A 25,668-nucleotide genomic window follows, 5' to 3' on the forward strand; every position below is an offset into this window, starting at 1 on the left:
TCCACCTCTATCTTACTTCACAACCAGAGTCTATTCCCTCTATAGTTGGAAGTACTAGTAATGAATCATCATCTGTTGCTGCTGATAGTATCATTCCTTGTGATTCAACTCCTCTTAATTTAACAGGTTTTAAGTTGCATACTACTATAACTTGCTTTCCTACTAAATCCTTAGGGTCAAAATGCATTGCTATTCCAGATACTATTTGTCTTTGCTCATTTGCAAGTTGAACTTTAAATACTAAAAGTTTATCAGCTTTTGGATGCTTTGATGCTTCTATTATTTTAGCTACTCTAAGCTCTAATTTATCAAATTCATCTATTGTTACTTCTTCTTTATGCTTTAATTTAACTTCTTCTACTTTTGGTTTATCCGAAAACATTTCTTCAAGCTCCTCTATATCTTTTTCTATATCTATTCTTGGGAATAAAACTTCTCCTTTTGAAACTTTTGTTCCTTCTTTTATTTTTCCAAATTCATGAGTACTCTCCCAAGTAAGTATATCAGCTTGATTATTTATTCCAAGCTGTTTGTATATCTTATTAGCTGTTTCATTCATAAATGGACTTATTAAAACAGATACTATTCTTATAGCTTCTGTAAGATTGTATAAAACAGTGTCTAATTCATCTTGTTTTTCTTCATCTTTAGCAAGAGCCCAAGGCATAGTCTCATCTATATACTTATTACTTCTTCTTACAACTTTGAATATTGCTTCTAAGGCCTCACTAAATTGAAGTCTATTCATAGCATCTTCTACCTTTTTAAAGGCAGAACCAGACATATCTATTAGTTGCTCATGGTAATCTCCTAGTGTCTTAGGGCTTGGAAGTAATCCTTCTCTATATTTTATAACCATTGCAACAGTTCTACTTACTAAGTTACCTATGTCATTTGCAAGGTCTGAATTTATTCTTGTTAAAAAGTTTTTGTTAGTATAGCTTCCATCTTGACCCAATGTAAATTCTTTAAGTAAGAAGTATTTAAGAGCATCTATACCGTATTTTTCTATTAAAGGTTCTGGATATACTATATTTCCTTTTGACTTTGACATTTTATCGTCTGCAAATAAAATCCAGCCATGACCGTATACCTTCTTAGGAAGAGGTAAATCTAATGCCATAAGTATTGCAGGCCATATTATAGTATGGAATCTAACAATTTCTTTTCCTACTATATGAACATCTGATGGCCAATATTTATTGTACTCAGTTTCATCTTCACTTAAGTATCCTAGGGCAGTTATATAGTTACAAAGAGCGTCAAGCCATACATAAACTACATGCTTATCATCAAGAGGTACCTTAATTCCCCAGTCAAAAGTTGTACGTGAAACGCATAAATCTTCAAGTCCAGCTTTTAAGAAGTTATTCAACATCTCATTCTTTCTAGACTCTGGGAAGCAGAAATCTGGATTTTCTTCAAAGTACTTTATAAGTCTATCTTGGTATTTAGATAATTTAAAGAAATAAGCCTCTTCTTTTGCTACATAAACTTCTCTATTACAATCTGGGCATTTATTTCCTTCAAGAAGTTGGGTTTGAGTCCAAAAACTCTCACAAGGTGTACAGTACCATCCTTCATAAGCACCCTTGTATATATCTCCCTTATCATGTAATTTAGTGAATATTTTTTGAACTATATCTTTGTGTCTATCTTCAGTAGTTCTTATAAAATCATCATAAGATATATCCATAGTCTTCCAAAGGTCTTTTATCTCTCCTACTATGTTATCTAAGTACTCTATCTCACTTAATCCTTTAGCCTTAGCTGTTTTTTGTATTTTTTCTCCATGCTCATCTGTTCCAGTTAAAAACTTTACATCGTAGCCACAAAAACGCTTGAATCTAGCTATAGCATCTGCTGCTACTGTTGTATAAGTGTGTCCAATATGAAGTCTTCCACTTGGATAATATATTGGAGTTGTAACATAAAAAGTTTTCTTTGACATTGTATTTCCTCCTTTTTATAAAAAATCGCCCCTACAATAGTAGGGGCGAGTATATTCTCACGGTACCACCCTAATTTACTCAAAATAATTATTTGAGTATCTTAGCAGACTTTTAACGGGTCTAATCGTTTTAATCTTAAAAGCTTATGCTATCTCGAATAAAAAGCTCCAGAGCCATATTCAATAAAGATCTCAATGCTAACTTTCACCTTGCATAGCTCTCTTTAGAAGATTTCTTTATCTACTCTTTCCTTCATAGCTTATATAAATATTTATTTCATTTTAACCAAAATTTTATATAATTATACTCATAATGTCAAGTAAATTATACATTATTAAATCTAAAAACTTCATCTATATCATTTGTAATGTCATTATCTATTTCATTATTTAAAACCATATTCTTTAATATACTTACAGCTTCTTCATGAGAAAATTGTCTTTTGTATGGTCTCTCTTCTGTAAGAGCTTGATATATATCAAGACATGCTACAAGCCTTGAATTAAAATCTAATTCATCTGCTTTAAGCCCTTTAGGGTAACCAGTTCCATTTAATTTTTCATGATGGTTTGATGCCCATCTTGCTATATCCTCAAATCCATCTATATTAGAAAGACACTGATTAGTATAGTATGAATGCTTTTTCATTATTAATATTTCTTCATCATCTAATTTTTTTGGCTTATCTAATATTTCTATAGGTATTGCAAGTTTTCCTATATCATGTAATTTCCCAGCTATAACTAGCTTTATTTTTTCTTCGTGCTTATAATTATAATTATCACACATCTTATGTATTTTATTAGCTAATCCATCACTGTGCTTTTCTGTAAACTGAGATTTGCTATCTATTATTTTTGAAAATACATTCATTATCTTCAAAATTTCCTCTATATCTATTTCTTGTTCATATACAGGAACTTCTTCTTTTAAAACTTTTTTTATATTATTATCATTTAATGATTCCCAAAAATTATCTTTACTCGATATTTCTAAAAATGCATCTACTATTTTAGGATTAAACATTTTGTTTTTTTGTGATTTTATGTATTTTATCATTCTTTCTTTTTTTTCATCATCTACTTTTTTATATTTAAATGCAAAATCTATATAATCTGCAAAAGCTATAAATTGAGCTATTAAAGGAATATCCTCGCCTTTTACTTTAAAAAAACCTTTACCATCATATCTTTCATGATGATATTTTATTATATTTTTATGATTAGTTAAAAAAGGGAATTTTCTAGCATTATTTTCTCCAGCAATACAATGCTCCTTAAATGATTCCATAAAATAGAATTCTTTTAAATCACTATTTCTTACTTTATTCTCTAATATAGTTTGAGTAAGACCATTATCGTGAAGTATGCTAAATGATACTGTGTCTATCTGCTCTTGTATATTTAAATTAAAATATTGTGCTAACTTTAGTGCTACATACGCTACTCTTTTTGAATGATTAATTTCTATTGAGAATACATCCATTTCTATAAAATCCAAAGCAGTAGATATACTCATCAAAAAATCATTAAACTTAAATTCCATATTTCTTAAAATCCCTCCTATCTAGACTTTTATCCGAAAGCTAAGAGTTCTAAGACTCCATCCTCTTCAGGTTGCAGATGAGAACTCTACAGCTTCTGCATAAGTTCAACTAACCTTCAGATGGAGTTACAAACTCCACCTGAAGATAAGTTTCACTTGATTCTCACTAATATATAATACCACCTAGCTATTACTCTATGCAAAGAGGTTTTTGTATCATTCCTATTAGCATATTTAAACTTTTCCTTAATATCTTCTTTTTCTATATGAAAATATCCTTTTTCTTTTTACAAAATTTTCTATATATTTAGTGTTCATACATTTATCCGAAAGCTAAGAGTTCTAAGACTCCATCTGAAGATAAGTTTCACTTGATTTACAATTTAAAATTGTAGTAATTTGAGCGATGTTATTCATGGAAAAAAATAATACCCACATAAAAATGTGAGTATTATTTTCCTATTTATTGTTTTTTCTATTTCTTTTTTGATTAGCATTAGGTGATTTATTTGATCTAGACCCTTGTGAAAAATTAGCACCCATCTCTTCTAATCCTAACTCTGCTCCCTGTTCTAATCCCATTCTTTTTGAAGCCTCTCTTGCATTCATTTCAGGATTTTTGTTTGCTTTATTTCTTTTCTTAGCCATTATAGTTACCTCCCTTTACAATCCAATAATTTTGTTTTTTATGTCATTTAAGTTTAACTTAAATTGTCCTAATTATTTTATGGATTATATAGTTTTTAATTCTAGTGAATAATTGGAATTTTATTTAGTATTTTGTTTTAGTGTTTGTTTTACTATTTTTTTACTTATTTTTTCGCTAGCATTAGGTCCTTCTACAAATTCTGTTCCTACTGCTTCTGTTAAAAGCTCACTCGAGTATTCTAATCCCATTCTCTTTGTAGCTTCTCTTGCATTAATTTCTGCACTCTTCTCTATACCAGTTTTGTTATACTTTTTCTTCCTAGGCATACTAATCACTCCTCTATAATCTATATTTTATTATTTATTTTTCTTTTTAGATTTAGATGATTTACTAGGTGTTGCTGCAAATTTTGAACTTATATTTTCTGCTACAAATTCATTTGCATATTCAAGTCCCATGCTCTTTGCAGTCTCTCCTTTAGTAATTTCTACACTTTTAGTAGTACCCATTTTTTTTGTCTTATTTCTTTTACTCACAATAGTATCCTCCTTTTGAATACAACAGCTTATTTTCTTCAAAAGCTTAGATAACTTTACCTAAGTTTCTTTATTTATTTTATGAGTTATATAGTTTTTAATTCAAGTAAATAAATGGACATATATAGTGAGTTAAGTTTCACTTGATAGCTAAAGATTAAAAAGAATATTACATATAAAAACAGATGCTAAAACACCTGCCATATGGCTTATAAGAGCACATACTAATGTATGTCTTATATTCTTTATTTTTAAATTTCCATAGTATATAGCCATTGTATAAAATATTGTTTCAGAAGAGCCTACTATTGTAGCACCCATTTTTTCTTTTAATGTATCAATTCCAACCCTTGGTATCATATCTTTGTATATAGCAAGTGTTCCACTTCCGGATAAAGGTTTTATTATTATTAATGATAATAATTCTTTAGGTATAGAAAATATCTTGAGTACAGGTTCAAATATCATCTCAAGTATTTGTATCCCATATCCAACTTTAAATATTCCTATAGCCAAAAATATTCCTAATATGTACGGTGCTATTTTATATGTAGTTTTAATTCCATCAAATGCCCCTCTTATAAAACTATCGTATATGTCTATACCCTTATATTTCCCATATCCTATTATTATAAGTATTATAAGAGGTATTAATATATTAGAAAAAAAATCCATTTTAATACCTCCTTTGAAGCATTTTACAGGATATAATACCTACTATTGTAGATACAGCAGTCGCTATTAAAGTTGTAATTATTATTTCATTTGGATTAGATGCCCCCTCATCCATTCTTATTTTAAGAACTGTAAATGGAACTAACTGAACTGATGACATATTAATAACTAAAAACATTATCATATCGTTTGTCGCCGTATTTTTCTTAGGATTTATCTCTTGAAGTTCCTCCATTGCCTTTAACCCAAATGCAGTAGCTCCATTAGAAGCTCCCAGTATATTAAGAGACATATTCATTATCATATAAGAAAGTGCTTTACTCTTTTTAGGAACAGATGGAAATAATTTGTTCATAACGCAATATAAGGACTTTCCTATTCTATCTACAAGACCAGATTCTTTAGCTATATTCATAATTCCCATCCAAAGAGCCATTATACTTATAAGACTTATAACAAATTCTATCCCCCTTGAAGCTTCACTCATTATTACCATATTAAGCTCAGGAAGCTTTCCCATAAATATGCTATTTATTATTCCAATAGAAATCATATAAAACCAAATTTTGTTCATTAAAAAACCCCCTCAGTAATTTTATGAAGGGGGTTGCTTTAGTTATTCTTAAAATTTGTACATAAATATACTTTCTTATAACATAACTAATCTATAAAATTTATAGTTATTTAGAAAGTATTGATGGCGTAAGTTTTACTCTATATTTATCTATAAGTTCCTTAAATTTATCCTCATACATATATTTTCTATAGAGTTCATATTCTTCTTCCTCAATTTTATCAGTTTTAAATCCGTACTCAAGAGCTTTTTCAAAATTCTCATAAAACCCTTCAGGATCATCTTTTGCAGCACATATTTCAGCAAGAGATGAATATGGATAACAATCTATGGGATTTAATTCTATTGCTTTGTTAGTATCTTTAAATGCTAGATCATAGTCTTTCAACCTTCTATATAAAACTCCTCTACCATTATATATGTCAGAATCATTCGAATCTATTTCTATTGCTTTATTATAATCTGCTAAAGCTTTATCATATTTTTTTAATTTAAAATATACCATACCACGGTTAGCATATCCTCGAGCATAGGTTGGATATAACTTTAAAGATTTATCGTAATCTTCTAAAGCTTTATCATACTCCTTTAATGCTTTATATACATTTCCTCGGTTATTATATAAGGCTGAATTATTCGAATCTAATTCTATTGCTTTATTATAATTAGCTAAAGCTTTTTCATATTCTTTTAACCATTGATACGAATTTCCTAAGAGACCATATGCTTGAGCATAATTGGAGTTTAATTCTATTACTTCATTAAGTTTATCAATGGCTCCCATATAGTTTTTGTCATTATATAATTTATATGCTTCATTTATATACGAAGATATATTTGTATTTTTTTGGGATTCTTTTGCTGATTCTTTTGCTGAATCAGCGAACTCTTCTGTTCGTTTTGCTATTGCATCAACCTGTTTTACAACTTCATCTACTCTATTATTTATTTTATTATTTATTTTATTACTTTCTAATTTAAAGTTTTGCATTTCACTATCTATTTGTTTTATAGATTCATCAACTTTAACTTTTATTCTACTATCTATTTCTTTCAATGATTTTTCAACTTTAGTGTCTGTCTTATCGTCTATTTGTTTTAAAGCACTTTCAATTTTAGCATCTAGCTTATTAACTTTTATATTTATTTCATTTTTAAGTTCATTTTGCGTATTTTCTATTTTTTCAAATCTTTCTTTTTCTCTTTTATAGCTTAAATAAGGCCATACAGCACCCAAAACAGTTATTGCAATAGTAACAACATAAATCATATTAGTTACATTCTTAATTGCATTATCAGTAGTACTTAATATATGATCATTCTGATCTCTATAGAATTCTACCATTTTACTTTTACTTAACTTATCAATTTCATTTTTTAAATTAGAGTTTTCTTTTTGTAATTCTTCTATCTGCTGTTTCATGCTATTTAATTCTTCAACAGATTCCAATTCCTCTATCTGCTTTTTCATATTATTAAATTCTTCAACAGAAATACTTTTCCCTTCAGCTAAAACAACTATTGGACTACTTAAAAGTATACATAATATGATTAAACTTAAAATTCTTTTTATCATCTTCTAACTCCTCTCTCATTTTGTCTGTAGTTTGTATTTATAATAATTATAGTTGAATTCAAACTAGAAATATTTTACCACATATTAAATGGAAATAAAAACTATTTACGTTTAATTAATGAAAGAAGTATTTTATACCACTTTAAATCTAATCCCTTAGTATACATCAAAATACCCAATAGAATAGACTTTTTAATTATCTACTCTAAAGGGTACAATTTTATACTCATATACTTTTTTTAATTTTTCTTCAACGGGTATAAGAGCTACAGAACCACATTAAAAATAACGCATATTTAAATATTAGCTATTTTTGGTTAACGTTTTGCCATATAACTTAGATTTTGGCGTTTAAATATCCGTTAAGAAACTTCATTGTCTGACCAAAGGGAGTTGATGAAGTTTTAGGATATTTAATAAGACAAAATCTATAGTTATATCAAAACGTTGCCTAAATAGCGGTATTTCAATATGCGTTATTTTTTGCTTAAGCACTCTATCAAATTATACTCTTAACGCCTCTTAATACATCACCAAAATCTCTGAATTCAGTAAATTCAACCCCATTTTCCCTCAAATAATCAGCAAGCCCCTTTTTAGCAAATATATAATCTGAATTCTTAGATGCACACTTATCAGAATTTCCATCACCTATATATATCACCTTTTTATTATCAAGATTTATTTCACTAATCAAGTTAGTCTTACAATTTCCACACTTTTTACAATTTTCATTAGTATTAGGATATACCCCTAGAAGCTTTGATCCTTCAAATTGTAATACATTAGAGAAACTCATAAGCCCTTCTATATTATTATTTTCTAGTATATTTTCTATATTAAAATCAAATCCATCACTTAATATATAAAATTCTATACACTCTTTTCTTATGTATTCTATAAATTCTTTAAACTTAGGGTCTATATTAATTCCTCTTACAAATTCTTTAAGCTCTATTTCATTTGTATTCATCATATCTAATATCTTTTGACTTATTTCACGAGCATCATACTTTCCACTCATCCACATTTCATCAAGATTTCTCCACTTATCACTTGCAAACTTATCAACCATAGAATTAACTGTATCTTCTATTGTTATTGTTCCATCAAAATCGCATATAATTATATATTCCACTTAATATACCCTCCTCAATTCCCCTGTTCTTATTCAATCTCATAAATTAAAGCTTAGATAATTAATGCCCCTTAAAACTTTAACATATAATCCCATATTTTTAAAGTTCTATATTATTACAGAATATTACACTTATATATCGGATAAAATAAAACAAAACTTAATTTATATTTAAATTTATCCGAAAGCTAAGAGTTCTAAATTAATCTAGATTATAAGAGTAAGGAGAGATAATATTGAATTTATTAGAAAAATATTATGGAAAGGTACTACATACTTCTTTTAAAATTATGAATCCTTTTAAAAAAATCATAATAAACACTCACTGCAAGGTTCATATATTTATAAACATGCAAGCATTAAGCATATTAAGAGTAAACCACTATATGAAGGAATATAAATTTTTTTCAAAGCATATAAGAAGTATAAATGAAGGAGTTGTTTGGGCTGATCAAGATTTTAAAAGTAATGGACATTTTTATCACCCTTATAAAAAGAAAGGCCTTTATGGTGGCAATAATGCTTTAAATCTTGCAAAGAATTATTATAATAAATCTATCTACTTTTGGAATATAGCTAATGTAAACAAGTCTATGTTCTATTTAGGTGCATGTATGCATATAATACAAGATATGACTATATCTCAGCACGCTAATATAAAACTTCTAGATAACCATAAGCAATTTGAAACATTCGTAAAAAAACACCACGATTCTATAAAAGAATTTATATGCAATAAAAAGCCTATAATGTTGAGTTCTATAGATAAATTCATTAGATTCAATGCTAGATTTTCTTTAAAAATGAACATAAAATTTAAAAAAATTAAAAATACACAAGAGAAATTTTATAAAATATCTAAAAATTCTCTTCCTTTAGCTCAAAGAACTACAGCTGGGTGTATGATATTTTTTTACATTAATGTTGTTCAAAAAATAAACCCTGATTAACTAATCGGGGTTTATTAAAAGTTTATTCATCTGCTAGTAGGCCATGTCCCTGCTTATAAAAGTTTCCCTTTTGTACATTATTCTTTCTATATCCTATATCTTCTTTATAATAGATATCTTTGTCAGCCTCTAGTCCCTTGTATTTATTTATTATTTCTTTACTATTTTTTAATCTTTTACCTTCTTTATCCATAGTATCACCTCCTAGATAAGATTATTTTTTCGTTAATTTTTTAATATATACTAATATTATTGTGGATTTCTGAAAATACTGATAAAATCTAAAATGTAACTATACATGAAAAGGATGATAAATTATGAGAAATTTAACTTTACTTACTGATCTATATCAATTAACTATGATGAATGGCTACTTTAACAAAAATATCCACGAAGATATAGTTGTTTTCGATATGTTTTTTAGAAAAAATCCTTGCGATGGAGGTTATACTATAGTTTGTGGAATACAACAACTAGTTGATTACATAAATAACTTGAAGTTTGAAGAAAACGACTTAGAATATCTAAAAGAACTAAATTTATTTTCAAATGATTTCTTAGAATTGCTTAGAAATTTTAAATTCACAGGAGATATATACTCAGTTGAAGAAGGCTCTGTAATGTTTCCTAATGAGCCTATAATAAGAATAAAAGCTCCTTTATACCAATCTCAGCTTATAGAAACTACTCTTCTTAACATAATTAACTTTCAATCATTAATAGCTACAAAAGCCTCTCGTGTTTGCTTTGCAGCTAAAGGAGATTCCGTACTTGAATTTGGGCTAAGACGTGCTCAAGGACCTGACGCAGGACTTTATGGTTCTCGTGCTGCTGTTATAGGAGGTTGTGCTGGTACTGCAAATGTACTTGCTGGTCAAATGTTTGATGTACCTATAGTAGGTACTCATGCTCATAGCTGGGTTCAAAAATTTGATTCTGAAATTGAAAGCTTTAGAGCATACTCTAGTGTATATCCTAAAAAAGCTCTTCTATTAGTAGATACTTATAATGTTTTGAACAGTGGTGTACCTAATGCCATTAAAGTATTTAAGGAGCTTAAAGAGGAAGGTCATGAACCTGTGGGTATAAGACTTGACTCAGGAGATCTTGAGTATTTATCAAAACGAGCTAAAAAAATGCTTGATGAGGCTGGATTTGAAAATCTATCTATAGTTGCTTCAAATGATTTAGATGAATATAAAATAACCCATCTTAAAAATTCAGGAGCTAAAATAAATAGTTGGGGAGTTGGAACAAAACTTATAACATCTAGTGATTGTCCTTCTCTTGGAGGTGTTTATAAGCTTTGTGCTTCTGATGATGGTAAAGGAATTGTTCCTAAGATTAAAATATCTGAAGATCCAGAGAAAATAAATAACCCAGGCTATAAAAAAGTTGTTAGGATATACAATAAATCAAAAAAAGCAGAGGCAGATATTATCCTGTTAGATGAAGAAAATATAGATACTAATACGCCTCTTACAATATTTCATCCTATTCATACTTGGAAAAAGAAAACATTTAAAAATTACACTATAAAAGAATTATTAAAGCCTCTATTCTTGAATGGAAAATGTGTTCATGAGCCAAAGAGTGTTATGGAGATAAGAGGGTTTGCAAAACAAGAACTAGATACACTGTGGAATCAATATAGAAGAATAGAATCTCCAGAAATATATAAAGTAGATTTATCATTAGAGCTTTGGAATCTTAAAAATAAAATGATAAAAGAAAAGAAAAAAGATAGCTTGTAATTTTACAAGCTATCTTTTTTATATTATTCTTCGAAGTTATTTTCGATATATTTCTCTGCCATTACTGTAGCAGTTGCACCATCTCCACAAGCAGTAACAACTTGTCTTAATACTTTAACTCTACAATCTCCAGCTGCATATACACCTTCAACATTAGTTTCCATGTTTGCACTAGTTGGTATATATCCACGATCCATTTCTATTTTTCCTTCGAATAATTTAGTTTGAGGAGCAAATCCTACGAATATGAATACTCCGAAAGTTCCATCTTCTTCATCAGCTTCAAACTCAGTAAGCTCTCCAGTTTCTCTATTCTTAAGAGTCATAGATTCTAATATTCCATCACCTTTTAGCTCAGTGATTTCTACATTCCACTTAACTTCTATCTTATCATGGCTTAACACCTTAGCTTGGATAGATTTTGCAGCAGTAAGCTCAGGATCTCTTGATAATATAGTTACTTTTCTTGCAAACTTAGTTAAGAACATAGCTTCCTCACAAGCTGAATCTCCTCCACCAACTACGAATACTTCTAAGTCAGTAAAGAATGCTCCATCACAAGTAGCACAGTAAGTAACTCCTTTTCCTGTTAACTCTTTTTCTCCAGGTACGTTAAGTTTTCTTGGAGTAGCTCCAGTTGCTATAACTACAGCTTTTGCTCTATACTCTTCATTTTTTCCTTTTAAAACTTTTATCTTTCCGTCGAATTCTACATCTTCAATAGTATCCTTTACTCTTTTAGCTCCGAATTCGTCACATTGCTCTACCATTCTAGCTATTAAGCTTGGTCCAGTAGCATTTTGTATAGATCCTGGGTAGTTAGCAACTTCATCTGTAGTAGCTATTTGTCCACCAGTTCTATCCTTTTCTATTATAAGAGTGTTCATCTTAGCTCTAGCTCCGTATAATCCTGCTGATAAACCTCCAGGTCCAGCTCCTATTACTACTAAATCATATACCATAGACATAAGTTTCATCTCCCTTTAAATATTAAAGATTTAAATCTTTATTTTATTATCTTTTTTTGTCTTTTATAACTTTCATTAACTGCATCAAGATCTTCTTGTTTAAGAACCTTGAATAAAGATACACAACTCAATAACATTATTATAGCAAATGGGAATGCAGCTGCTATTGATGCTATTTGAAGTTGAGATAGCCCTCCTCCAAGTAAAAGAGCAAAAGCCATAGCAGATTGTATAACTCCCCAAGTTATCTTTCTTTTAGTTGATGGGTTTAAATCTCCATTAGATGACATCATACCTAAAACGAATGTAGCAGAATCTGCTGATGTAACAAAGAATGTACAAAGAAGAAGTACTGCAACTAAAGATATAACGTTTCCAAGTGGATAATGACTCATAACTACGAATAACGCAGTTTCTGTAACTTGTATAGCTTCTTTAGCAACATCAAGTCCTAAATCAAGTCCTGCTGTTCCAAATACTGCAAACCATAGGAAACTTCCAAGAGATGGTACAAGTAAAACTCCTACAACGAACTCTCTTATAGTTCTTCCTCTTGATATACGCGCTATAAATGTTGCAACAAATGGTGCCCAAGCTATCCACCAAGCCCAGTAGAATAATGTCCATCCACCAAGCCATGAATTATCTGCAAATGCACTTATATATAAACTATCGTTTACAAAATCTCCTAAATATTGTCCGATTCCACCTGTAAATGCATTTATCATTCTTACAGTTGGTCCTAATAATAATGTAAGCATCATTAATGTGAATGCTATTCCTAGGTTAAGATTTGATAAGAACTTAATTCCTTTATCAAGTCCTGTAACTGCTGATAACATAAATAATACAGTAACTATAACTATAATCACTATTTTAGATAAATTATTCATTGGAATTCCGAATAGATAATTAAGTCCACTGTTTATTTGAAGTGTTCCAAGTCCTAGAGATGTTGCAACTCCTGCAACAGTTGCAAATATTGCAAGTATATCTATAAATTTACCTAAAGGTCCATTTACTCTTTCTTCTCCAAATAAAGGTACAAATATACTACTTATAAGACCTGGTGCATTTTTTCTAAATTGGAAATATGCAAGAGCTAGTGCTAATACACTATATCCTGCCCACGGGTGAAATCCCCAGTGAAAGAATGATTTCTTAATAGCAAGTTCAGCAGCAGCTGCAGTTCCAGGTTCTGCAAGTCCAAAAGGAGGGGCTACAAAGTAATTAAGAGGTTCTGCAACACCCCAGAATACTAGTCCAATACCCATTCCTGCACTAAATAACATAGCAAACCAAGAAACATAAGTATAATCTGGCGTTGAATCATCTGGTCCAAGTTTTACATTTCCGTATCTACTACAAGCTAGCATTACTGATACTAAAACAAATGCAAACATAGCTAAAAGATACATCCAACCAAAAGTATCTCTTAAAAATACGTAAAGTCCATTAGCTGCTTTTCCAAAGCTATCGTTGGCTAAAAGTGCCCATCCAACTATAGTTGCAACTATTGCAACTGATACATAAAATACTGAATTATTTTTATTAGTTTTATTAGTCAAATAAATTCCTCCTTTAAATTCTAGGAGATATGTATACATATCTCCTAGTTATTAGTTCAGGGATTAATTCTTAACTTACATAGCCCTCTTTTTTAAGTATTTCAAAAGCAGTATCAACCTTAGCTTCATTTATCATAACTATAGGTCCAGTACATCCCATACCACTTTCTGCATATACACCATTTTTCCATAAAGCTTTAACAGCATCTTCAAGATCTAGTATATCAATACCAGAAACTGATCCTGTTACTATTTCTTTCTCTGGTGCTACAACTTCTTCTTCATCATCATCTTTTTTCTTTTCTTTAGTTAAAGAAGATAATATATCAGAAAGTTTAGCACTCTTTGCTGCATTAAACTCATCTTTAGATACTTTCTTAATGTCTCCTTTTGCAACTTGTCCTGCATAAGATATAGCATTTGCTACAACAGGTACTCCAGATGCTCTTGAAAGTATTAATATAGTTCTATCATATCCTTCTCCAACACCAGGACCATATCCAAATCCCATAGCTTCATAGCTTCCACCAGTGCTAAATGATGAGAATATCTTCATAAGAAGGTTACCTGTTAATGTATCTGTAACCATTACATCTGGTGTTCCTGTTAATAAATCGTTTCCTCTCATAACAGCTCCACCGTCAGCTCTTAATGATTCAGTAAAGTTAACTCTGTATCCATTCTCATTTAATTCTTTTAAAGCTTTTTCTACTTGTCTAGCTCCATCAAGATTTAATATTCCTACTGTTGGATCTTCTATTCCTAGAGATTTAGCAGTTATTATTCCATATAAAGCATTCTTTACCATTCCCTCAACTCTATGAGCTGATGAAGTTCCAGTAGTAGTAGCTATAATCATTTCTTTTCCTATTCCAGGAGTCACAACTCTACCTACAGTAGATACTCCGATTGGGAAATTATAATGCATAGTTACACAAGAATCTATTTCTTTAGAATCTAAAAGTTGCTCCATAACCTTATGTTGCTCATCTTCTGTATTTGCTTCTACTACTCTCAGATTTGTGTCAACTTTAGGTCCTATTAATACAACTTCTATTGAATTATCTCTACTCTGAGCAAGTTCTGCTCCTTTTAAGATATTATCAACACCATGTTCGCTTCCAAGAAGAGTTATTCCAACTCTTTTCTTTTCACCGAATTGTCCACTTTCTATAGCATCTGCAATATCACTAAATGCTTTTCCTATCATATTCTTTAAGTTGTTATCACTCATTAATATCACCTCTATTCAGCTGATAAATGTGATGCAAAATCTCTCATGGCCTCAGCTATCATTAATTTAACGCTTTCGTTAGAAACTCCTTGATCTTGATCTACTTTACCATCATTCTTTTCCATAACTATAGATACTCCATCAAATAGGTTAGTCATACGTCCAAGGAATAAACTTCCTTTTCCAACTATCATAGCTCTGTTAACTTCGTCATTTAACATAGCTTCTCTTGCAAAACCTACATATGGTACTCCAGATGGTATATGTCCTTGAGTTGGAGCCCAACCTGGCATTCCGTGATTTGTAACAAAGTTCATAAGTTCTTTCTTTTCTATATCTTTTCTCTTAACGCCTAGTGCACCTATCATCTTGTAGTTAGATGTAGGAACATCTCCTGCTCCTGCTGGCTTAGTTATATCTGGGTTTTGCATCTCTACTGAATACTTATCTATATCAGTTATTTTTAAGTTACCTTTGTCAAGAGGCATAGTTATTAATGAAGTTATTACAGCTTGAGGAGAAGATCCTGTTCCAACTGTATGTCTTCCAACTAAATCAGTTCTTAAAACTGGGTTTACTCCATCATTTTTACTTACAAGAACTGCAAATCCTCCAAGTACATCTTCAAGTACAGGCATTTCTTTCTTAATATGGTCTTTTCCATTCATTCCAAGCTTTGCAGTAGCTCCACCTGCAACTATAACTACATTGTCATATACTCCAGCTTTAACAAGAGCTGCTGCTTCTATTAAAGCATGAGTTGGTGCTGCACAGAATCCTCTTGTATCAGAACCAGTTGCATTAACACATCCTGAAGCTTCAGCTATAGATTTTGCGAAGTTTCCTCCACCTCTTTGGTTAACATCTCCACAAGCTTCTTCTGAACACTCAACAACATAATCTATATCTTCTGGATTTATGCTGTTTTTATCTAATAAGTTAAGCATAGAAAGTACTCCTGATGCTTTAACTACTAAGTTTTCGAATATTATATGTGCATTTAAGTTAGGATCTATGTTATGAGCTGCTTTTACACAACCAACTATTTTTCCATCATGATATAAAGTTTCAGCGTGGTTTTCATTTATAAATTTCTCTATATTAGATAATTCATCGCCTTCTTTTATCTTGCTAACCATTTCATCACTAATTAAAGGATGGTTTTGTAATTTTTCTTTCGCCATTTTAGCAAAATCTGCTTCAAGCATTACTAAGTCAAATACATCTACACATTGTAATAAACCTATAAATTCTTCTTGAGGCATTATTTCTCCAAATTTACCAAATCTATCAGTTTTGTCGCTTTCCTTATCAAACCAAGGCATATCAACTTTTCCTAATTCTTCTGGAGTCATGTTTCCTATATAAGTTTGGTTAGGTAAATATTTTACAACTTCTTCAAAACTTCTTAAATTATTTGGTAACTCTTTTAAATATTCCGATTCAGGATTAACTATTCTTTCAGTTATTTGAGTTGATCCATTGTGAATTATCATATCTGGGGTATGTACAAGTATGTACCCACTTCCCTTTACTACAGCATAAGACATTACATTCACCTCCGTGTTATTATAAAACCTTCTCTTTTGCTTTGTGTTTTGCCTTAAAAATACAAAATATTCGTACTAATACTTCTATTTTATTAAGACTTTGCATTATTATTCCTAATTAATTAATATTCTTAATATTTTGTACTTCTAAACTATTATATCATTATTTCTCATTAAATGATATATATTTAACGAGTTTTTTGTATAAAAAAAAGGATTACGTTTTCCTCTTCGTTATAAAAAGGAGTGATATACTATAATACCACTCCTTATATTTAATTTAAGCTATTAAATTCTAATGCCTAATTAATCATTAAATTTACAGAACTCGTCTCTTATGTCTGTCATTTCTTCTACTATTTCGTCTACTTCAAGAACCATTTCCATCATACCTATTTGGTCTTCATATACAGATTCTTCCACTTCACCTTTGAACTTATCTTCTACAGCGTGATATACTCTAAGTCCAAGTTCAACTCCAGCAAGTGGTCCTGCAAAAGTTGGATCTCCTGCAGTTACTGTCTCAGCTGCTAGACCAGCAGCTTCAGCTTCAGCGGCACCTAAAAGAACAACAATGTTTTCAGCTCCATGCTTCTCAGTTAAATCCTTAACTCTTTGTTGATTCTCTAGATCCATCGCTCCTGCAGCAGTTCAGACAAAACACTCAGTAGATGAAAATACAACCTCTGCTCCAGTACCTTTTAAGCACTCTTCCATAGCAGGGCCTGGTATTCCATCTCTGTCACCAATTATGATAACTTTTTTACCATCATAAAATCCCATGACTATACTTCCTCTCTTTTTTATATTTTTTTTATTTATAATAATTTAAATTTTTATTAATTTAAATTTATAAGCTAATTATACGTATTTCTTAATCATTGCTTCTATATTTTCAGATGTTGCGTCATCCTTAGTTAACTCTTCAACTTTTTCTCCATCTTTATAGATAGCTATAGTTGGAAGTCCTAAAACTTTTTGCTTTATAGCAACTCTTCTAGCCTTTGAAGTATCAAGCTTAGCAAACTTCATTTGCTCACCATACTTTTCTGATAATTCAACAACTGCTGGCATAAGAGCTTTACAAGGCTCGCAGCTTTCGCTCCAAAAATCTACTAACATGCATCCTGTACTGTTTAAAACTTCCTCTTCAAATGTTTTTTTATCTAAAGCTAACACCCAAATCACTCCTTTTATTTATATAATTCTAGCAAACTAGCAATTTAACTCAAATTACTAGCCCGCTATATTATTAAACTAAAACTTATATTTTAACCTTGTAAACTGTTTGATCCTTAGCATCATCAGTTAAAGCTTCAAGTGCTACTCCAACTCTGTGATGTCTTAATTTCCACTGCTCTTCTTTAGTAGTAGATGGATCTCCTAGTGGATATGGTATTGATATAGTTGGAACCATTTTGTTAGCTCCTACCGTCTTAGCAACTGGTATTAAGTTAGCCATTTGAACTACAGGGATTCCAGCTCTTTCAATTTCTTTAACCATCGTTGCACCGCAACGAGTACAAGTACCTCACGTAGAAGATAAGATAACTGCGTCTACGCCTTCTTTTTGGAAGTATTCAACCATTTCTTGACCCATTCTAGCAGCCTCTGCTTGAGTAGTTCCTGTTCCAACTGTTGTATAGAAGTATTCATGAAGCTTTCCTATTACTCCTTGCTTCTCATACTCTCTTAATGAATCTATTGGAACTATAACATTTGGATCTGCATCAGCAGCAGCTGGGTCAAATCCTGCATGTATTGTTTTGAATACTCCGCCTTCTAATCTATCCATTCCTTCTATACTGTATCTACCCCATCTTGTTGCTGAAGCAGATTGTATTCTATCTGGATTGTCAACTGGTACTATACCACCAGTAGTTGCATAAGCTATAGTAGTTTTAGATAAATCTTTTACAGGAGCTGCAATTTCAACTCTATCTAATTTAGGAATAGGAAGCTCAGTTACGAACTCTTCTCCGCTTATCTTTTTAAGAAGCATTTCAACAACACGCTCAGAAGCTGGCTTAGCATCTTCTAACCAAGTTTGATGTCTGATTCCTCTTACGAAGTATCCTTCTTCTTCAGCTGTTCCTAATTTTTCTCCATTTAATATCTTATTTCCGTATTTTGCTATTTTCTTTATATCTTTTCTCATAGCTGCAGCACTTTTTCCACCTGGGAAAATCACTACATCTTTCTTAAACATTTCAACTCCAGGATTTTCTATATGCATAGAAGATATAACTGGAACATTGAATTTCTCTTTTACTATTTTAGCTATAACCCCACAAGCATTTCCGTATCTACCAGCTTGGAATGCAGGTCCTGAAACAAATATATCAAATTCTTTATCTTCTAAGAATCCTAAAATCATTTCTACTGCTTCGTCTTGATTAGAACCCATGAAGTTATCTCCACATATAATTGTATGAGTAACCTCTGCATCTAACTGCTTGTTAAGTTCCATAGCAGGTCCTACTAAGCCCTCTCTAATCTCAGGAACAAAATCAGCCTTATCTTCTCCACCAACTTGTCCGAAGAATTGGTTTACGTAAAGTATTGCTTTTTTCATCTTAGTGCACCTCCCTAATATTCTTTCATTGTCTTTGGAGACCATCCTGTAACTCGATCACCACAGAACATTGCATTATTTTCCATTATTATAGATCCATCTTCCTTAACAGAAGATCCTAATACTTCATCATCTGCCCATCCGCCAGATAATCCGTCTCTTGCTAAAGCTTCAAGTTCTCCAATTACAGTTTCCATAGGTGGAAGCTTTATTAACGATGATACGTTACCACAAGATACGATAGCATCAGCTTTCTCATCTAATGTAACTAACGGTTGAGAGTTTCCATCTCTACCAGTACACTCATTTGTAAGACCAACAGTCTTGATTCCTTCATTCTCAAGTGCAACTATACAAGCTATAAAGTCTGTATCTGGATTTCCGTATCCTTCTTCAGCAACTATAGCAGCATCTGCTCCTAAAGATTTTGCCATTTGTGATACGAATATTGCAGAACGCTCTTTTTGCTCAAGTGCAACATTTAAGTTAGAAGTTATAACTCCTAAGAAGTTTACTGTTTTTCCATGCTCTTTATATAATCTCTTTATAGCAGAGAAGTTTTGGAAGTCATATGTAGACCACTTAGAAGAACAAGGCATGAAGCTTCCTGATATTATAGCTCCATCTAATATTTCATTAGGATTCATAAATGTTGGTAAGTAGTGGTTCATATCCCATCCGTATACCATATCATTGTATCCCATTTCTTCCATTTGTGATTGACATTGAATTACGAACACAACACTTGGTAAATCATTAACTTCTTTTGATCTCTTAGTTACTGGCTCTAATTCATATGTTTCTACTTCTTCTGGCTCTAGTTCTTTAACTGCATTTCCTATATATTCAGCAAGTCTCATACCAGCCCATCTTAAAGCTTTATTTTTCTTTTGTTGCTCTCTCTTTTCGAATTCTTCATCTGTATCAGCAACTAATACTATATTTTTAAGTTCAGAGAAGTAAGTGTATTTTGCTCCCTCTCCACTCATATCTATTAATCCGTCTTGGAATCCTCCCCAGTGTTGTCCAACAACTAGTACACTACATCCTTTTAATGCATGTGTTTTTCCATTTCCAGCTTTTACAAGATCACCTGTAACTCCTGGGAATAAAGGATCTCCATTTAATTTAACTCTTGGCTCTATTGCTTCTTTAACAGGTACTAAACGAACTTTATCTCCTGGCTTAACAATTTTTAAGTCTGCCTCTGTTATATGCTCATCTTCTTTTACGAATGCTAAAGCTTCTTCTTTATTAATTGTTAAGATACCATCTTTGTAGAATGTCTTGTCTCCAAATACTATATCTTTAACATGAAAATTACCTATTTCTAATTTCACTATTTGACACTCCTTTCATTTTAACTTAAATTTAAAGTTTTTTTCCTAGAATATTCGAATAATTGAAACTTAGGTGAAGTTTATTAATTTTCAAAAATTTAAATGTAATTTTTTTTGATTTTTTCACTTCATTTTTTATAATACCCAATTGTTATGAGTTTATTAAACTCAATTTCTGTTAATTAATTAACTCGAGTTAATAGTATCATAATCACGATTATATTACAATACTATTTATAGTTTTTTTTTATATTTTTTTAACAAAGTATTATTTTTTTTAATGAATGCTGTCTTTTTTTGTTATACTTTTATAATACTGTTTATTTTTATTTTTGATTTTATTATATTTTTTATAATACAATGAAAATACTATTAACTTATAAGGAGGTTTTTATATGGACGTTAAAAAAAGTAAAAAACATGCTATGATGATGTGTTTTATAGACGCTACAGCTAAAATAATAGAAGAAGAAGGTATTGATTATGTCACAATTAGAAGGGTGGGCTCTTTAACGGGATATAATAGTGCTACACTCTATAACTATTTTGAAAATTTAGATCATCTTATATTTTCTGCTTGTATGAAATTTACTAAACCTTATACAGACAACCTTCCTAGATACATTGAAAATTCTACTAATTCAATAGATAGAACACTTCGTATTTGGGAATGTTTTTGCTATTATTCGTTTAGTAATCCTAAGATATTTTATTCTATATTTTTTGCCAAATTGTCTAATTCTCTAAACGATTATATAAGTGAATATTATGAAATCTATCCTCAGGAAATAAGTAATTCTGATCATAGCATATATACTATGCTTTTAAAGAATAATATATATGATAGAGCTTATATTCTTTTGGATGATTGTGCAAAAGAAGGTTATATAAAAAGAGATGATATATTGGAGATAAATGAAATTTTCATGCTTATATATAAGGGTATCCTATCTAATATTATAGATACTAACATAACTGTAGATATTGATAAATTTGTCTTGAAAACCATGAAGTTTATGAAGATAAATCTAAATCATTATCTAATCAAAAACCACCAATTGTTCGTGTAATTTTTTGTGCTGCAATACTATTTTATGTGTTTCTTTGTTAATTTTATGTCTTTTTATGCTATTTTAGGAAAACGCATTCCTAATTTATCTTATATATATATTAAAAAGCTTCCATTTTTTCATTCATTTTTCAGAATATTCGTCTTTTATGATTTAGTTCATTAATCATTAAGGAATTAATTGTTTAGGTACTATTTCCATAATATACTCTATTAAACACTTAACATTTGTATTAAAATAATATTATAAAAAATTCGTCTACTCGCTAACTCGGTGACTCATGTCGCCAACGACCCTTACAGGCTCCGTTGCTCAAAAATAGTCTACAGTGTAACTTTTTTAGTAAATTATCTACAAAACAAAAATTATATAGTTTCCTATAGACTAAAAAATTTAGACATTAAGAAAGGATAGTCAATATGAAGAAAAAATACTTATTTTTACTAACATTATCATTGTTTTTGTATCTTTTCGTCGGATGTAGCCAAGCTCCTATAGAAAATAATCCGCCTCAAGAAAAAACGCAGACTCAAAATAAGCAACAGAAACAAAAAAAAGAAGAGAAACAAGAAAAAGAGAATATTTTTTATGTAAAAGCATCTCAATTAAATGTAAGAGAATCTCATTCTACTAAGTCATCTATAGTTTTCAAACTATCTAGATTTGATAAAGTTGAAGTTATAGACAATAATTCTTATGTTGATGAAAATGAACAACATATAAAATGGTATAATGTTAAATTCATTACTGACAATAACGAAGAAAAATCTGGATGGGTATCATCTGAATTTCTAACCCAAAATAAACAAGAACTTTTAAGCGAACACTTAAAAGGTGTTGATTTATCTAAGTACCCTAAAACTTATGAATATGAAAATAATAAGAGAGAAAAAGTAAAAGGAATTTATGTTACTATACACTCTGTACTTGGGAATAGTTTAGATAGGTTGATTAAGCTTTCTAATGAAAGTGAAATAAATGCTTTTGTAATCGATGTTAAAGATGACTATGGAAATATGTTATTTAAAACAGATGCGTCTGAAAAATTTGCTTCAAAAGCAAATGAGAAAGCTATATCTAAAGAAAGAATGTCTAAATTAGTCAAGAAGCTAAATGATAATGGTATATATTTAATAGCTAGAATAGTTACATTCAAAGATCCTATTTATACACAGTACTATCCCGAAAGAGCTATTATAAACAAAGAAACTGGATCAACATTTGTAAGCAAAGATGGTCTGAGATGGGCATCCCCTCATGATAGAAATCTTTGGGAATATGATATAAGCATTGCTAAGGAAGCAGCTAAAATTGGATTTAATGAAATTCAATTTGATTATGTAAGATTTCCAGCATCTAATGGTGGTAAATTAGATTCAAAGTTAGATTATAGAAATAACTCTGGAGATACTAGTAAGGCTCAAACTGTTCAAAGCTTTTTAAAATATGCTAGAGAAAATATTTCACCTGAAAACGTATATATAAGTGCTGATATATTTGGTCTTGTAGGATCTGTTCCAAATGATATGGGGCTTGGACAATACTGGGAAGCAGTTAGTGGTGTTGTAGATTATGTCTGCCCTATGATGTATCCTAGCCATTACGGAAATACAGTTTATGGACTTGATGTACCTGATGCTCATCCTTACGAAACAGTATTTCAATCAGCTAAGGACTCTGTTTATAGAAATAGACGTGTAGATAATCCTGCTACTATCAGACCTTGGATACAAGATTTTACGGCATCTTGGGTTAAAGGTAATATTAAATATGATAGAGCTGAAGTAAGACAACAAATAAAAGCATTAAATGATAATGGAATAGATGAATATATACTTTGGAATGCTGGTAATAGATACAGCTTTGAACAATAAGGAGGTTTTTATGAAAAATAAAGCTATAATTCTTTTTGTTTTATTAACACTTTTATTGTCTGGCTGTTCTAAATCGGATATTTCAGATGATGAAGCTAATTCAAAACCTTTAGATTCTTCTCAATCAGACAAAGTAAAAAAAGAAACACCTGTTAAAATAGACTACAACAAGATTAAGCCTAATGAACTTGGTAAAATAATGGTATTAATGTATCATAATATAGGACAAGAAGAATCAACATGGGTTAGAACACCTGATAATTTTAGAAAAGATTTAAATACTTTATATGAAAAGGGATATCGTTGTATAAGCCTTAATGATTATGTAAGCGGAAATATAAATACAAAGGCTGGTTTCACTCCTATTGTTATGACCTTTGATGATGGAAATGAAAATAACTTTAGAGTATTTGAAGAAAATGGAAATATAAAAATAGATCCTAATTGTGCTGTTGGTATTTTAGAAGAATTTAAGAAATCTCATCCTGATTTTGATACTACTGCTACATTCTTTTTAAACTCTAATATATTCAATCAAGATGAATATGTAGATTATAAATTAAAGTTTCTAATACAAAATGGATACGACATAGGAAATCATACTTTGTATCACACTGATTTATCAAAATCAGATAAAGATACTATACAAAAGGCTATAGTTCAAGAAATAGAGGTTATAAATAAGTATATTAAAGATTATCCAGTAAATACCTTAGCCTTACCATTTGGAGGAAAGCCACAAGGTGAAGATTATGTATATGCAATAAAAGGAGAATATAATTCCATATCGTATTATAATAATGCAGTGCTTCTTGTTGGATGGGACCCTTATAAATCTCCTTATCATAAAGACTTTGATTTTAGTAAAATTCACAGAGTTAGAGCTAGTGAAACAAATGTAGATAATGTTGGATTGTATGATTGGTTAAATAAGTTTGACGAAAATAAACAAGTAAAATATGTAAGTGACGGAGATTCATCTACTATATCTATACCTGCTAATTATCAAGATGTATTAAATAAAGATATAAAGGATAAAACTATAATAACTTATTAAGCAAAATATACCTATGAAAATAAGGCTAATTCAAATATATTTTCATGGGTATATTTTAGTTTACAATTTCCTATTCACTAGAAAAATGTTATAATTAATTAAATAGTTTGTTAATTAAGTTTTACTTATATAATGGAGGTAATTTATGGATTCTACGGATCGTAAAATTATAAAAATTCTTCAGGATAATGGAAGAATTTCAATGAAAGAGTTAGGTCAATTGGTAGGTTTAACTTCTCCTGCTGTTTCAGAAAGGGTTAAGCGTTTAGAAGAAAATAATATAATTTTAGGATATAAGGCTGTAGTAAATCCTAAAAAATTAAACAAAACTGTAAGTGCTTTTATAAATATAGGACTCCCAGCAGATAAATACTCTCATTTTGTTGATTTTGCAAATAGTAATGATAGTATAGTAGAATGTCATCATATAACTGGTCAAGGCTGTGTTATTATTAAGATTATGGTTCCTAATATGGATGATCTTGAATCTTTAATAGATACTATTAAGAAAATGGGAAGTACTCAAACTCATATTATACTTTCCTCACCTATAGAATCAAAATCTATATTATAGATTTAAATTATTAAAAATATGCCTATGAAAATACTAAAAAAGTATTTTCATAGGCATATTTTTTTAATGTATCTACATATTATTGTTTCTACAATGAAATAATAATATGAGGAGGTGTTGTTATGCTTTTAAGAAGAGCTACTGAAATATTGCAATCTAATGGTAATGTTGAAGTTTTGTACAATAATGAGCCTGTATGGCTTGAGAATATTGATAGCAGAACAGAAACTGTTTATGTTAAGAGTTTGAGTAAGGATAAAAGAATGGTGGTTCCTATTGATGAGTTGGTTGAGAATGAGCATATAGGAAGACATTAAAAAGTTAATAAAATATTACTACTTTATCTATATTTTGTGGGTAATCAAAAACTATCTATAAAAATACCGTGAATGCAACGATATTTTGAATACAACTAAGATTTCGTCTTATTAATAATCCTAAAATTTACGAACTCCCTACGGTCAGACACGCAAATTTCTTAACGGATTATTAAACGACAAAACCTAAGT

General features: G+C 30.2%; 25 protein-coding genes and 1 other annotated feature. Of the genes, 7 read left to right on the plus strand and 18 right to left on the minus strand.

Annotated elements, in window-relative coordinates:
* Nucleotides 1-7: 7 nt before the first annotated feature.
* The 9 genes from metG to N4A48_RS07505 all read right to left on the minus strand — a co-directional run bounded on the left by metG (nucleotide 8) and on the right by N4A48_RS07505 (nucleotide 8,645).
* A complete protein-coding gene (gene metG, locus N4A48_RS07465) occupies nucleotides 8-1,951 on the minus strand; it encodes a methionine--tRNA ligase (RefSeq protein WP_293665244.1) in 1,944 nt (647 codons plus the stop codon).
* A 38-nt stretch (nucleotides 1,952-1,989) separates the two neighbouring features.
* Nucleotides 1,990-2,217 (minus strand) — a binding site (T-box leader).
* Between the two features lie 59 nt (nucleotides 2,218-2,276).
* Nucleotides 2,277-3,497: an HD-GYP domain-containing protein gene (locus N4A48_RS07470; RefSeq protein WP_293665245.1), complete on the minus strand. Its 1,221-nt coding sequence runs from the start codon at nucleotides 3,495-3,497 to the stop codon at nucleotides 2,277-2,279.
* Nucleotides 3,498-3,956: 459 nt separating this feature from the next.
* Nucleotides 3,957-4,145 carry a hypothetical protein gene (locus N4A48_RS07475; protein ID WP_293665246.1) on the minus strand — a complete coding sequence of 63 codons (189 nt, stop codon included), beginning with the start codon at nucleotides 4,143-4,145 and terminating at the stop codon, nucleotides 3,957-3,959.
* A 120-nt stretch (nucleotides 4,146-4,265) separates the two neighbouring features.
* Entirely contained in the window at nucleotides 4,266-4,472 is a 207-nt protein-coding gene (locus N4A48_RS07480) for a hypothetical protein (RefSeq protein ID WP_293665247.1), read from the minus strand.
* 30 nt (nucleotides 4,473-4,502) lie between these two features.
* Complete coding sequence (locus N4A48_RS07485) at nucleotides 4,503-4,682, minus strand: hypothetical protein (RefSeq protein WP_293665248.1); 180 nt, start codon at nucleotides 4,680-4,682, stop codon at nucleotides 4,503-4,505.
* A gap of 150 nt (nucleotides 4,683-4,832) precedes the next feature.
* Nucleotides 4,833-5,357, minus strand: coding sequence for a spore maturation protein (locus N4A48_RS07490; RefSeq protein WP_293665249.1), 525 nt, complete (start codon nucleotides 5,355-5,357; stop codon nucleotides 4,833-4,835).
* Nucleotide 5,358: 1 nt separating this feature from the next.
* Nucleotides 5,359-5,931 carry a nucleoside recognition domain-containing protein gene (locus N4A48_RS07495; RefSeq protein WP_293665250.1) on the minus strand — a complete coding sequence of 191 codons (573 nt, stop codon included), beginning with the start codon at nucleotides 5,929-5,931 and terminating at the stop codon, nucleotides 5,359-5,361.
* Between the two features lie 106 nt (nucleotides 5,932-6,037).
* On the minus strand, nucleotides 6,038-7,507 hold the full coding sequence (locus N4A48_RS07500) for a tetratricopeptide repeat protein (protein ID WP_293665251.1): 1,470 nt from the start codon (nucleotides 7,505-7,507) through the stop codon (nucleotides 6,038-6,040).
* A gap of 499 nt (nucleotides 7,508-8,006) precedes the next feature.
* Entirely contained in the window at nucleotides 8,007-8,645 is a 639-nt protein-coding gene (locus tag N4A48_RS07505) for an MtnX-like HAD-IB family phosphatase (RefSeq protein WP_293665252.1), read from the minus strand.
* Between the two features lie 236 nt (nucleotides 8,646-8,881).
* Between N4A48_RS07505 and N4A48_RS07510 the strand changes: the two genes are divergently transcribed.
* Nucleotides 8,882-9,595 carry a zinc dependent phospholipase C family protein gene (locus N4A48_RS07510; protein WP_293665253.1) on the plus strand — a complete coding sequence of 238 codons (714 nt, stop codon included), beginning with the start codon at nucleotides 8,882-8,884 and terminating at the stop codon, nucleotides 9,593-9,595.
* Nucleotides 9,596-9,617: 22 nt separating this feature from the next.
* Here N4A48_RS07510 and N4A48_RS07515 read toward each other — a convergent pair whose 3' ends face one another.
* Nucleotides 9,618-9,788: a hypothetical protein gene (locus N4A48_RS07515; RefSeq protein WP_293665254.1), complete on the minus strand. Its 171-nt coding sequence runs from the start codon at nucleotides 9,786-9,788 to the stop codon at nucleotides 9,618-9,620.
* A 124-nt stretch (nucleotides 9,789-9,912) separates the two neighbouring features.
* Between N4A48_RS07515 and N4A48_RS07520 the strand changes: the two genes are divergently transcribed.
* Complete coding sequence (locus tag N4A48_RS07520; protein ID WP_293665255.1) at nucleotides 9,913-11,349, plus strand: nicotinate phosphoribosyltransferase; 1,437 nt, start codon at nucleotides 9,913-9,915, stop codon at nucleotides 11,347-11,349.
* A gap of 23 nt (nucleotides 11,350-11,372) precedes the next feature.
* On the opposite strand, the gene trxB is transcribed toward N4A48_RS07520, so the two are convergent.
* From trxB to N4A48_RS07560, 8 genes are all read right to left on the minus strand, one after another.
* A complete protein-coding gene (trxB, locus tag N4A48_RS07525; protein WP_293665256.1) occupies nucleotides 11,373-12,317 on the minus strand; it encodes a thioredoxin-disulfide reductase in 945 nt (314 codons plus the stop codon).
* A 38-nt stretch (nucleotides 12,318-12,355) separates the two neighbouring features.
* Nucleotides 12,356-13,885: a glycine betaine uptake BCCT transporter gene (locus N4A48_RS07530; RefSeq protein WP_293665257.1), complete on the minus strand. Its 1,530-nt coding sequence runs from the start codon at nucleotides 13,883-13,885 to the stop codon at nucleotides 12,356-12,358.
* Nucleotides 13,886-13,955: 70 nt separating this feature from the next.
* Nucleotides 13,956-15,119 (minus strand): glycine/sarcosine/betaine reductase complex component C subunit alpha, encoded by a 1,164-nt coding sequence (grdD, locus tag N4A48_RS07535; RefSeq protein ID WP_293665258.1) that lies wholly within the window; start codon nucleotides 15,117-15,119, stop codon nucleotides 13,956-13,958.
* Nucleotides 15,120-15,130: 11 nt separating this feature from the next.
* Complete coding sequence (grdC, locus tag N4A48_RS07540) at nucleotides 15,131-16,669, minus strand: glycine/sarcosine/betaine reductase complex component C subunit beta (protein WP_293665259.1); 1,539 nt, start codon at nucleotides 16,667-16,669, stop codon at nucleotides 15,131-15,133.
* Nucleotides 16,670-16,975: 306 nt separating this feature from the next.
* The gene (grdA, locus tag N4A48_RS07545) at nucleotides 16,976-17,452 is read right to left on the minus strand and encodes a glycine/sarcosine/betaine reductase complex selenoprotein A (RefSeq protein WP_293665260.1); all 477 of its coding nucleotides are present in this window, start codon (nucleotides 17,450-17,452) and stop codon (nucleotides 16,976-16,978) included.
* Nucleotides 17,453-17,530: 78 nt separating this feature from the next.
* The gene (gene trxA, locus N4A48_RS07550) at nucleotides 17,531-17,848 is read right to left on the minus strand and encodes a thioredoxin TrxA (RefSeq protein WP_293665261.1); all 318 of its coding nucleotides are present in this window, start codon (nucleotides 17,846-17,848) and stop codon (nucleotides 17,531-17,533) included.
* Between the two features lie 85 nt (nucleotides 17,849-17,933).
* On the minus strand, nucleotides 17,934-19,244 hold the full coding sequence (grdH, locus tag N4A48_RS07555) for a betaine reductase selenoprotein B (protein ID WP_293665262.1): 1,311 nt from the start codon (nucleotides 19,242-19,244) through the stop codon (nucleotides 17,934-17,936).
* 14 nt (nucleotides 19,245-19,258) lie between these two features.
* The gene (locus tag N4A48_RS07560; protein ID WP_293665263.1) at nucleotides 19,259-20,584 is read right to left on the minus strand and encodes a glycine/sarcosine/betaine reductase component B subunit; all 1,326 of its coding nucleotides are present in this window, start codon (nucleotides 20,582-20,584) and stop codon (nucleotides 19,259-19,261) included.
* Between the two features lie 395 nt (nucleotides 20,585-20,979).
* Here N4A48_RS07560 and N4A48_RS07565 point away from each other — a divergent pair, with 395 nt between their 5' ends.
* The 5 genes from N4A48_RS07565 to N4A48_RS07585 all read left to right on the plus strand — a co-directional run bounded on the left by N4A48_RS07565 (nucleotide 20,980) and on the right by N4A48_RS07585 (nucleotide 25,476).
* The gene (locus tag N4A48_RS07565; RefSeq protein ID WP_293665264.1) at nucleotides 20,980-21,654 is read left to right on the plus strand and encodes a TetR/AcrR family transcriptional regulator; all 675 of its coding nucleotides are present in this window, start codon (nucleotides 20,980-20,982) and stop codon (nucleotides 21,652-21,654) included.
* Nucleotides 21,655-22,073: 419 nt separating this feature from the next.
* Nucleotides 22,074-23,528 carry a putative glycoside hydrolase gene (locus N4A48_RS07570; protein WP_293665265.1) on the plus strand — a complete coding sequence of 485 codons (1,455 nt, stop codon included), beginning with the start codon at nucleotides 22,074-22,076 and terminating at the stop codon, nucleotides 23,526-23,528.
* A 10-nt stretch (nucleotides 23,529-23,538) separates the two neighbouring features.
* On the plus strand, nucleotides 23,539-24,585 hold the full coding sequence (locus N4A48_RS07575) for a polysaccharide deacetylase family protein (RefSeq protein WP_293665266.1): 1,047 nt from the start codon (nucleotides 23,539-23,541) through the stop codon (nucleotides 24,583-24,585).
* A 145-nt stretch (nucleotides 24,586-24,730) separates the two neighbouring features.
* The gene (locus N4A48_RS07580; RefSeq protein WP_293665268.1) at nucleotides 24,731-25,159 is read left to right on the plus strand and encodes an Lrp/AsnC family transcriptional regulator; all 429 of its coding nucleotides are present in this window, start codon (nucleotides 24,731-24,733) and stop codon (nucleotides 25,157-25,159) included.
* A 122-nt stretch (nucleotides 25,160-25,281) separates the two neighbouring features.
* A complete protein-coding gene (locus tag N4A48_RS07585) occupies nucleotides 25,282-25,476 on the plus strand; it encodes an H-type small acid-soluble spore protein (protein ID WP_293665269.1) in 195 nt (64 codons plus the stop codon).
* Nucleotides 25,477-25,668 lie beyond the last annotated feature (192 nt).

This window comes from Tepidibacter sp. (assembly GCF_025210165.1).
In the GTDB taxonomy this organism is placed as follows: Bacteria; Bacillota; Clostridia; order Peptostreptococcales; family Peptostreptococcaceae; genus Tepidibacter_A.

What these genes read in the sequence shown, in the direction of transcription:
- metG (WP_293665244.1), bottom strand. Translation starts at nt 1,951, where the DNA reads ATGTCAAAGAAAACTTTTTATGTTACAACTCCAATATATTATCCAAGT.
- N4A48_RS07470 (WP_293665245.1), bottom strand. Translation starts at nt 3,497, where the DNA reads ATGGAATTTAAGTTTAATGATTTTTTGATGAGTATATCTACTGCTTTG.
- N4A48_RS07475 (WP_293665246.1), bottom strand. Translation starts at nt 4,145, where the DNA reads ATGGCTAAGAAAAGAAATAAAGCAAACAAAAATCCTGAAATGAATGCA.
- N4A48_RS07480 (WP_293665247.1), bottom strand. Translation starts at nt 4,472, where the DNA reads ATGCCTAGGAAGAAAAAGTATAACAAAACTGGTATAGAGAAGAGTGCA.
- N4A48_RS07490 (WP_293665249.1), bottom strand. Translation starts at nt 5,357, where the DNA reads ATGGATTTTTTTTCTAATATATTAATACCTCTTATAATACTTATAATA.
- N4A48_RS07495 (WP_293665250.1), bottom strand. Translation starts at nt 5,931, where the DNA reads ATGAACAAAATTTGGTTTTATATGATTTCTATTGGAATAATAAATAGC.
- N4A48_RS07500 (WP_293665251.1), bottom strand. Translation starts at nt 7,507, where the DNA reads ATGATAAAAAGAATTTTAAGTTTAATCATATTATGTATACTTTTAAGT.
- N4A48_RS07515 (WP_293665254.1), bottom strand. Translation starts at nt 9,788, where the DNA reads ATGGATAAAGAAGGTAAAAGATTAAAAAATAGTAAAGAAATAATAAAT.
- N4A48_RS07520 (WP_293665255.1), top strand. Translation starts at nt 9,913, where the DNA reads ATGAGAAATTTAACTTTACTTACTGATCTATATCAATTAACTATGATG.
- trxB (WP_293665256.1), bottom strand. Translation starts at nt 12,317, where the DNA reads ATGTCTATGGTATATGATTTAGTAGTAATAGGAGCTGGACCTGGAGGT.
- grdD (WP_293665258.1), bottom strand. Translation starts at nt 15,119, where the DNA reads ATGAGTGATAACAACTTAAAGAATATGATAGGAAAAGCATTTAGTGAT.
- grdC (WP_293665259.1), bottom strand. Translation starts at nt 16,669, where the DNA reads ATGTCTTATGCTGTAGTAAAGGGAAGTGGGTACATACTTGTACATACC.
- N4A48_RS07565 (WP_293665264.1), top strand. Translation starts at nt 20,980, where the DNA reads ATGGACGTTAAAAAAAGTAAAAAACATGCTATGATGATGTGTTTTATA.
- N4A48_RS07570 (WP_293665265.1), top strand. Translation starts at nt 22,074, where the DNA reads ATGAAGAAAAAATACTTATTTTTACTAACATTATCATTGTTTTTGTAT.
- N4A48_RS07575 (WP_293665266.1), top strand. Translation starts at nt 23,539, where the DNA reads ATGAAAAATAAAGCTATAATTCTTTTTGTTTTATTAACACTTTTATTG.
- N4A48_RS07580 (WP_293665268.1), top strand. Translation starts at nt 24,731, where the DNA reads ATGGATTCTACGGATCGTAAAATTATAAAAATTCTTCAGGATAATGGA.
- N4A48_RS07585 (WP_293665269.1), top strand. Translation starts at nt 25,282, where the DNA reads ATGCTTTTAAGAAGAGCTACTGAAATATTGCAATCTAATGGTAATGTT.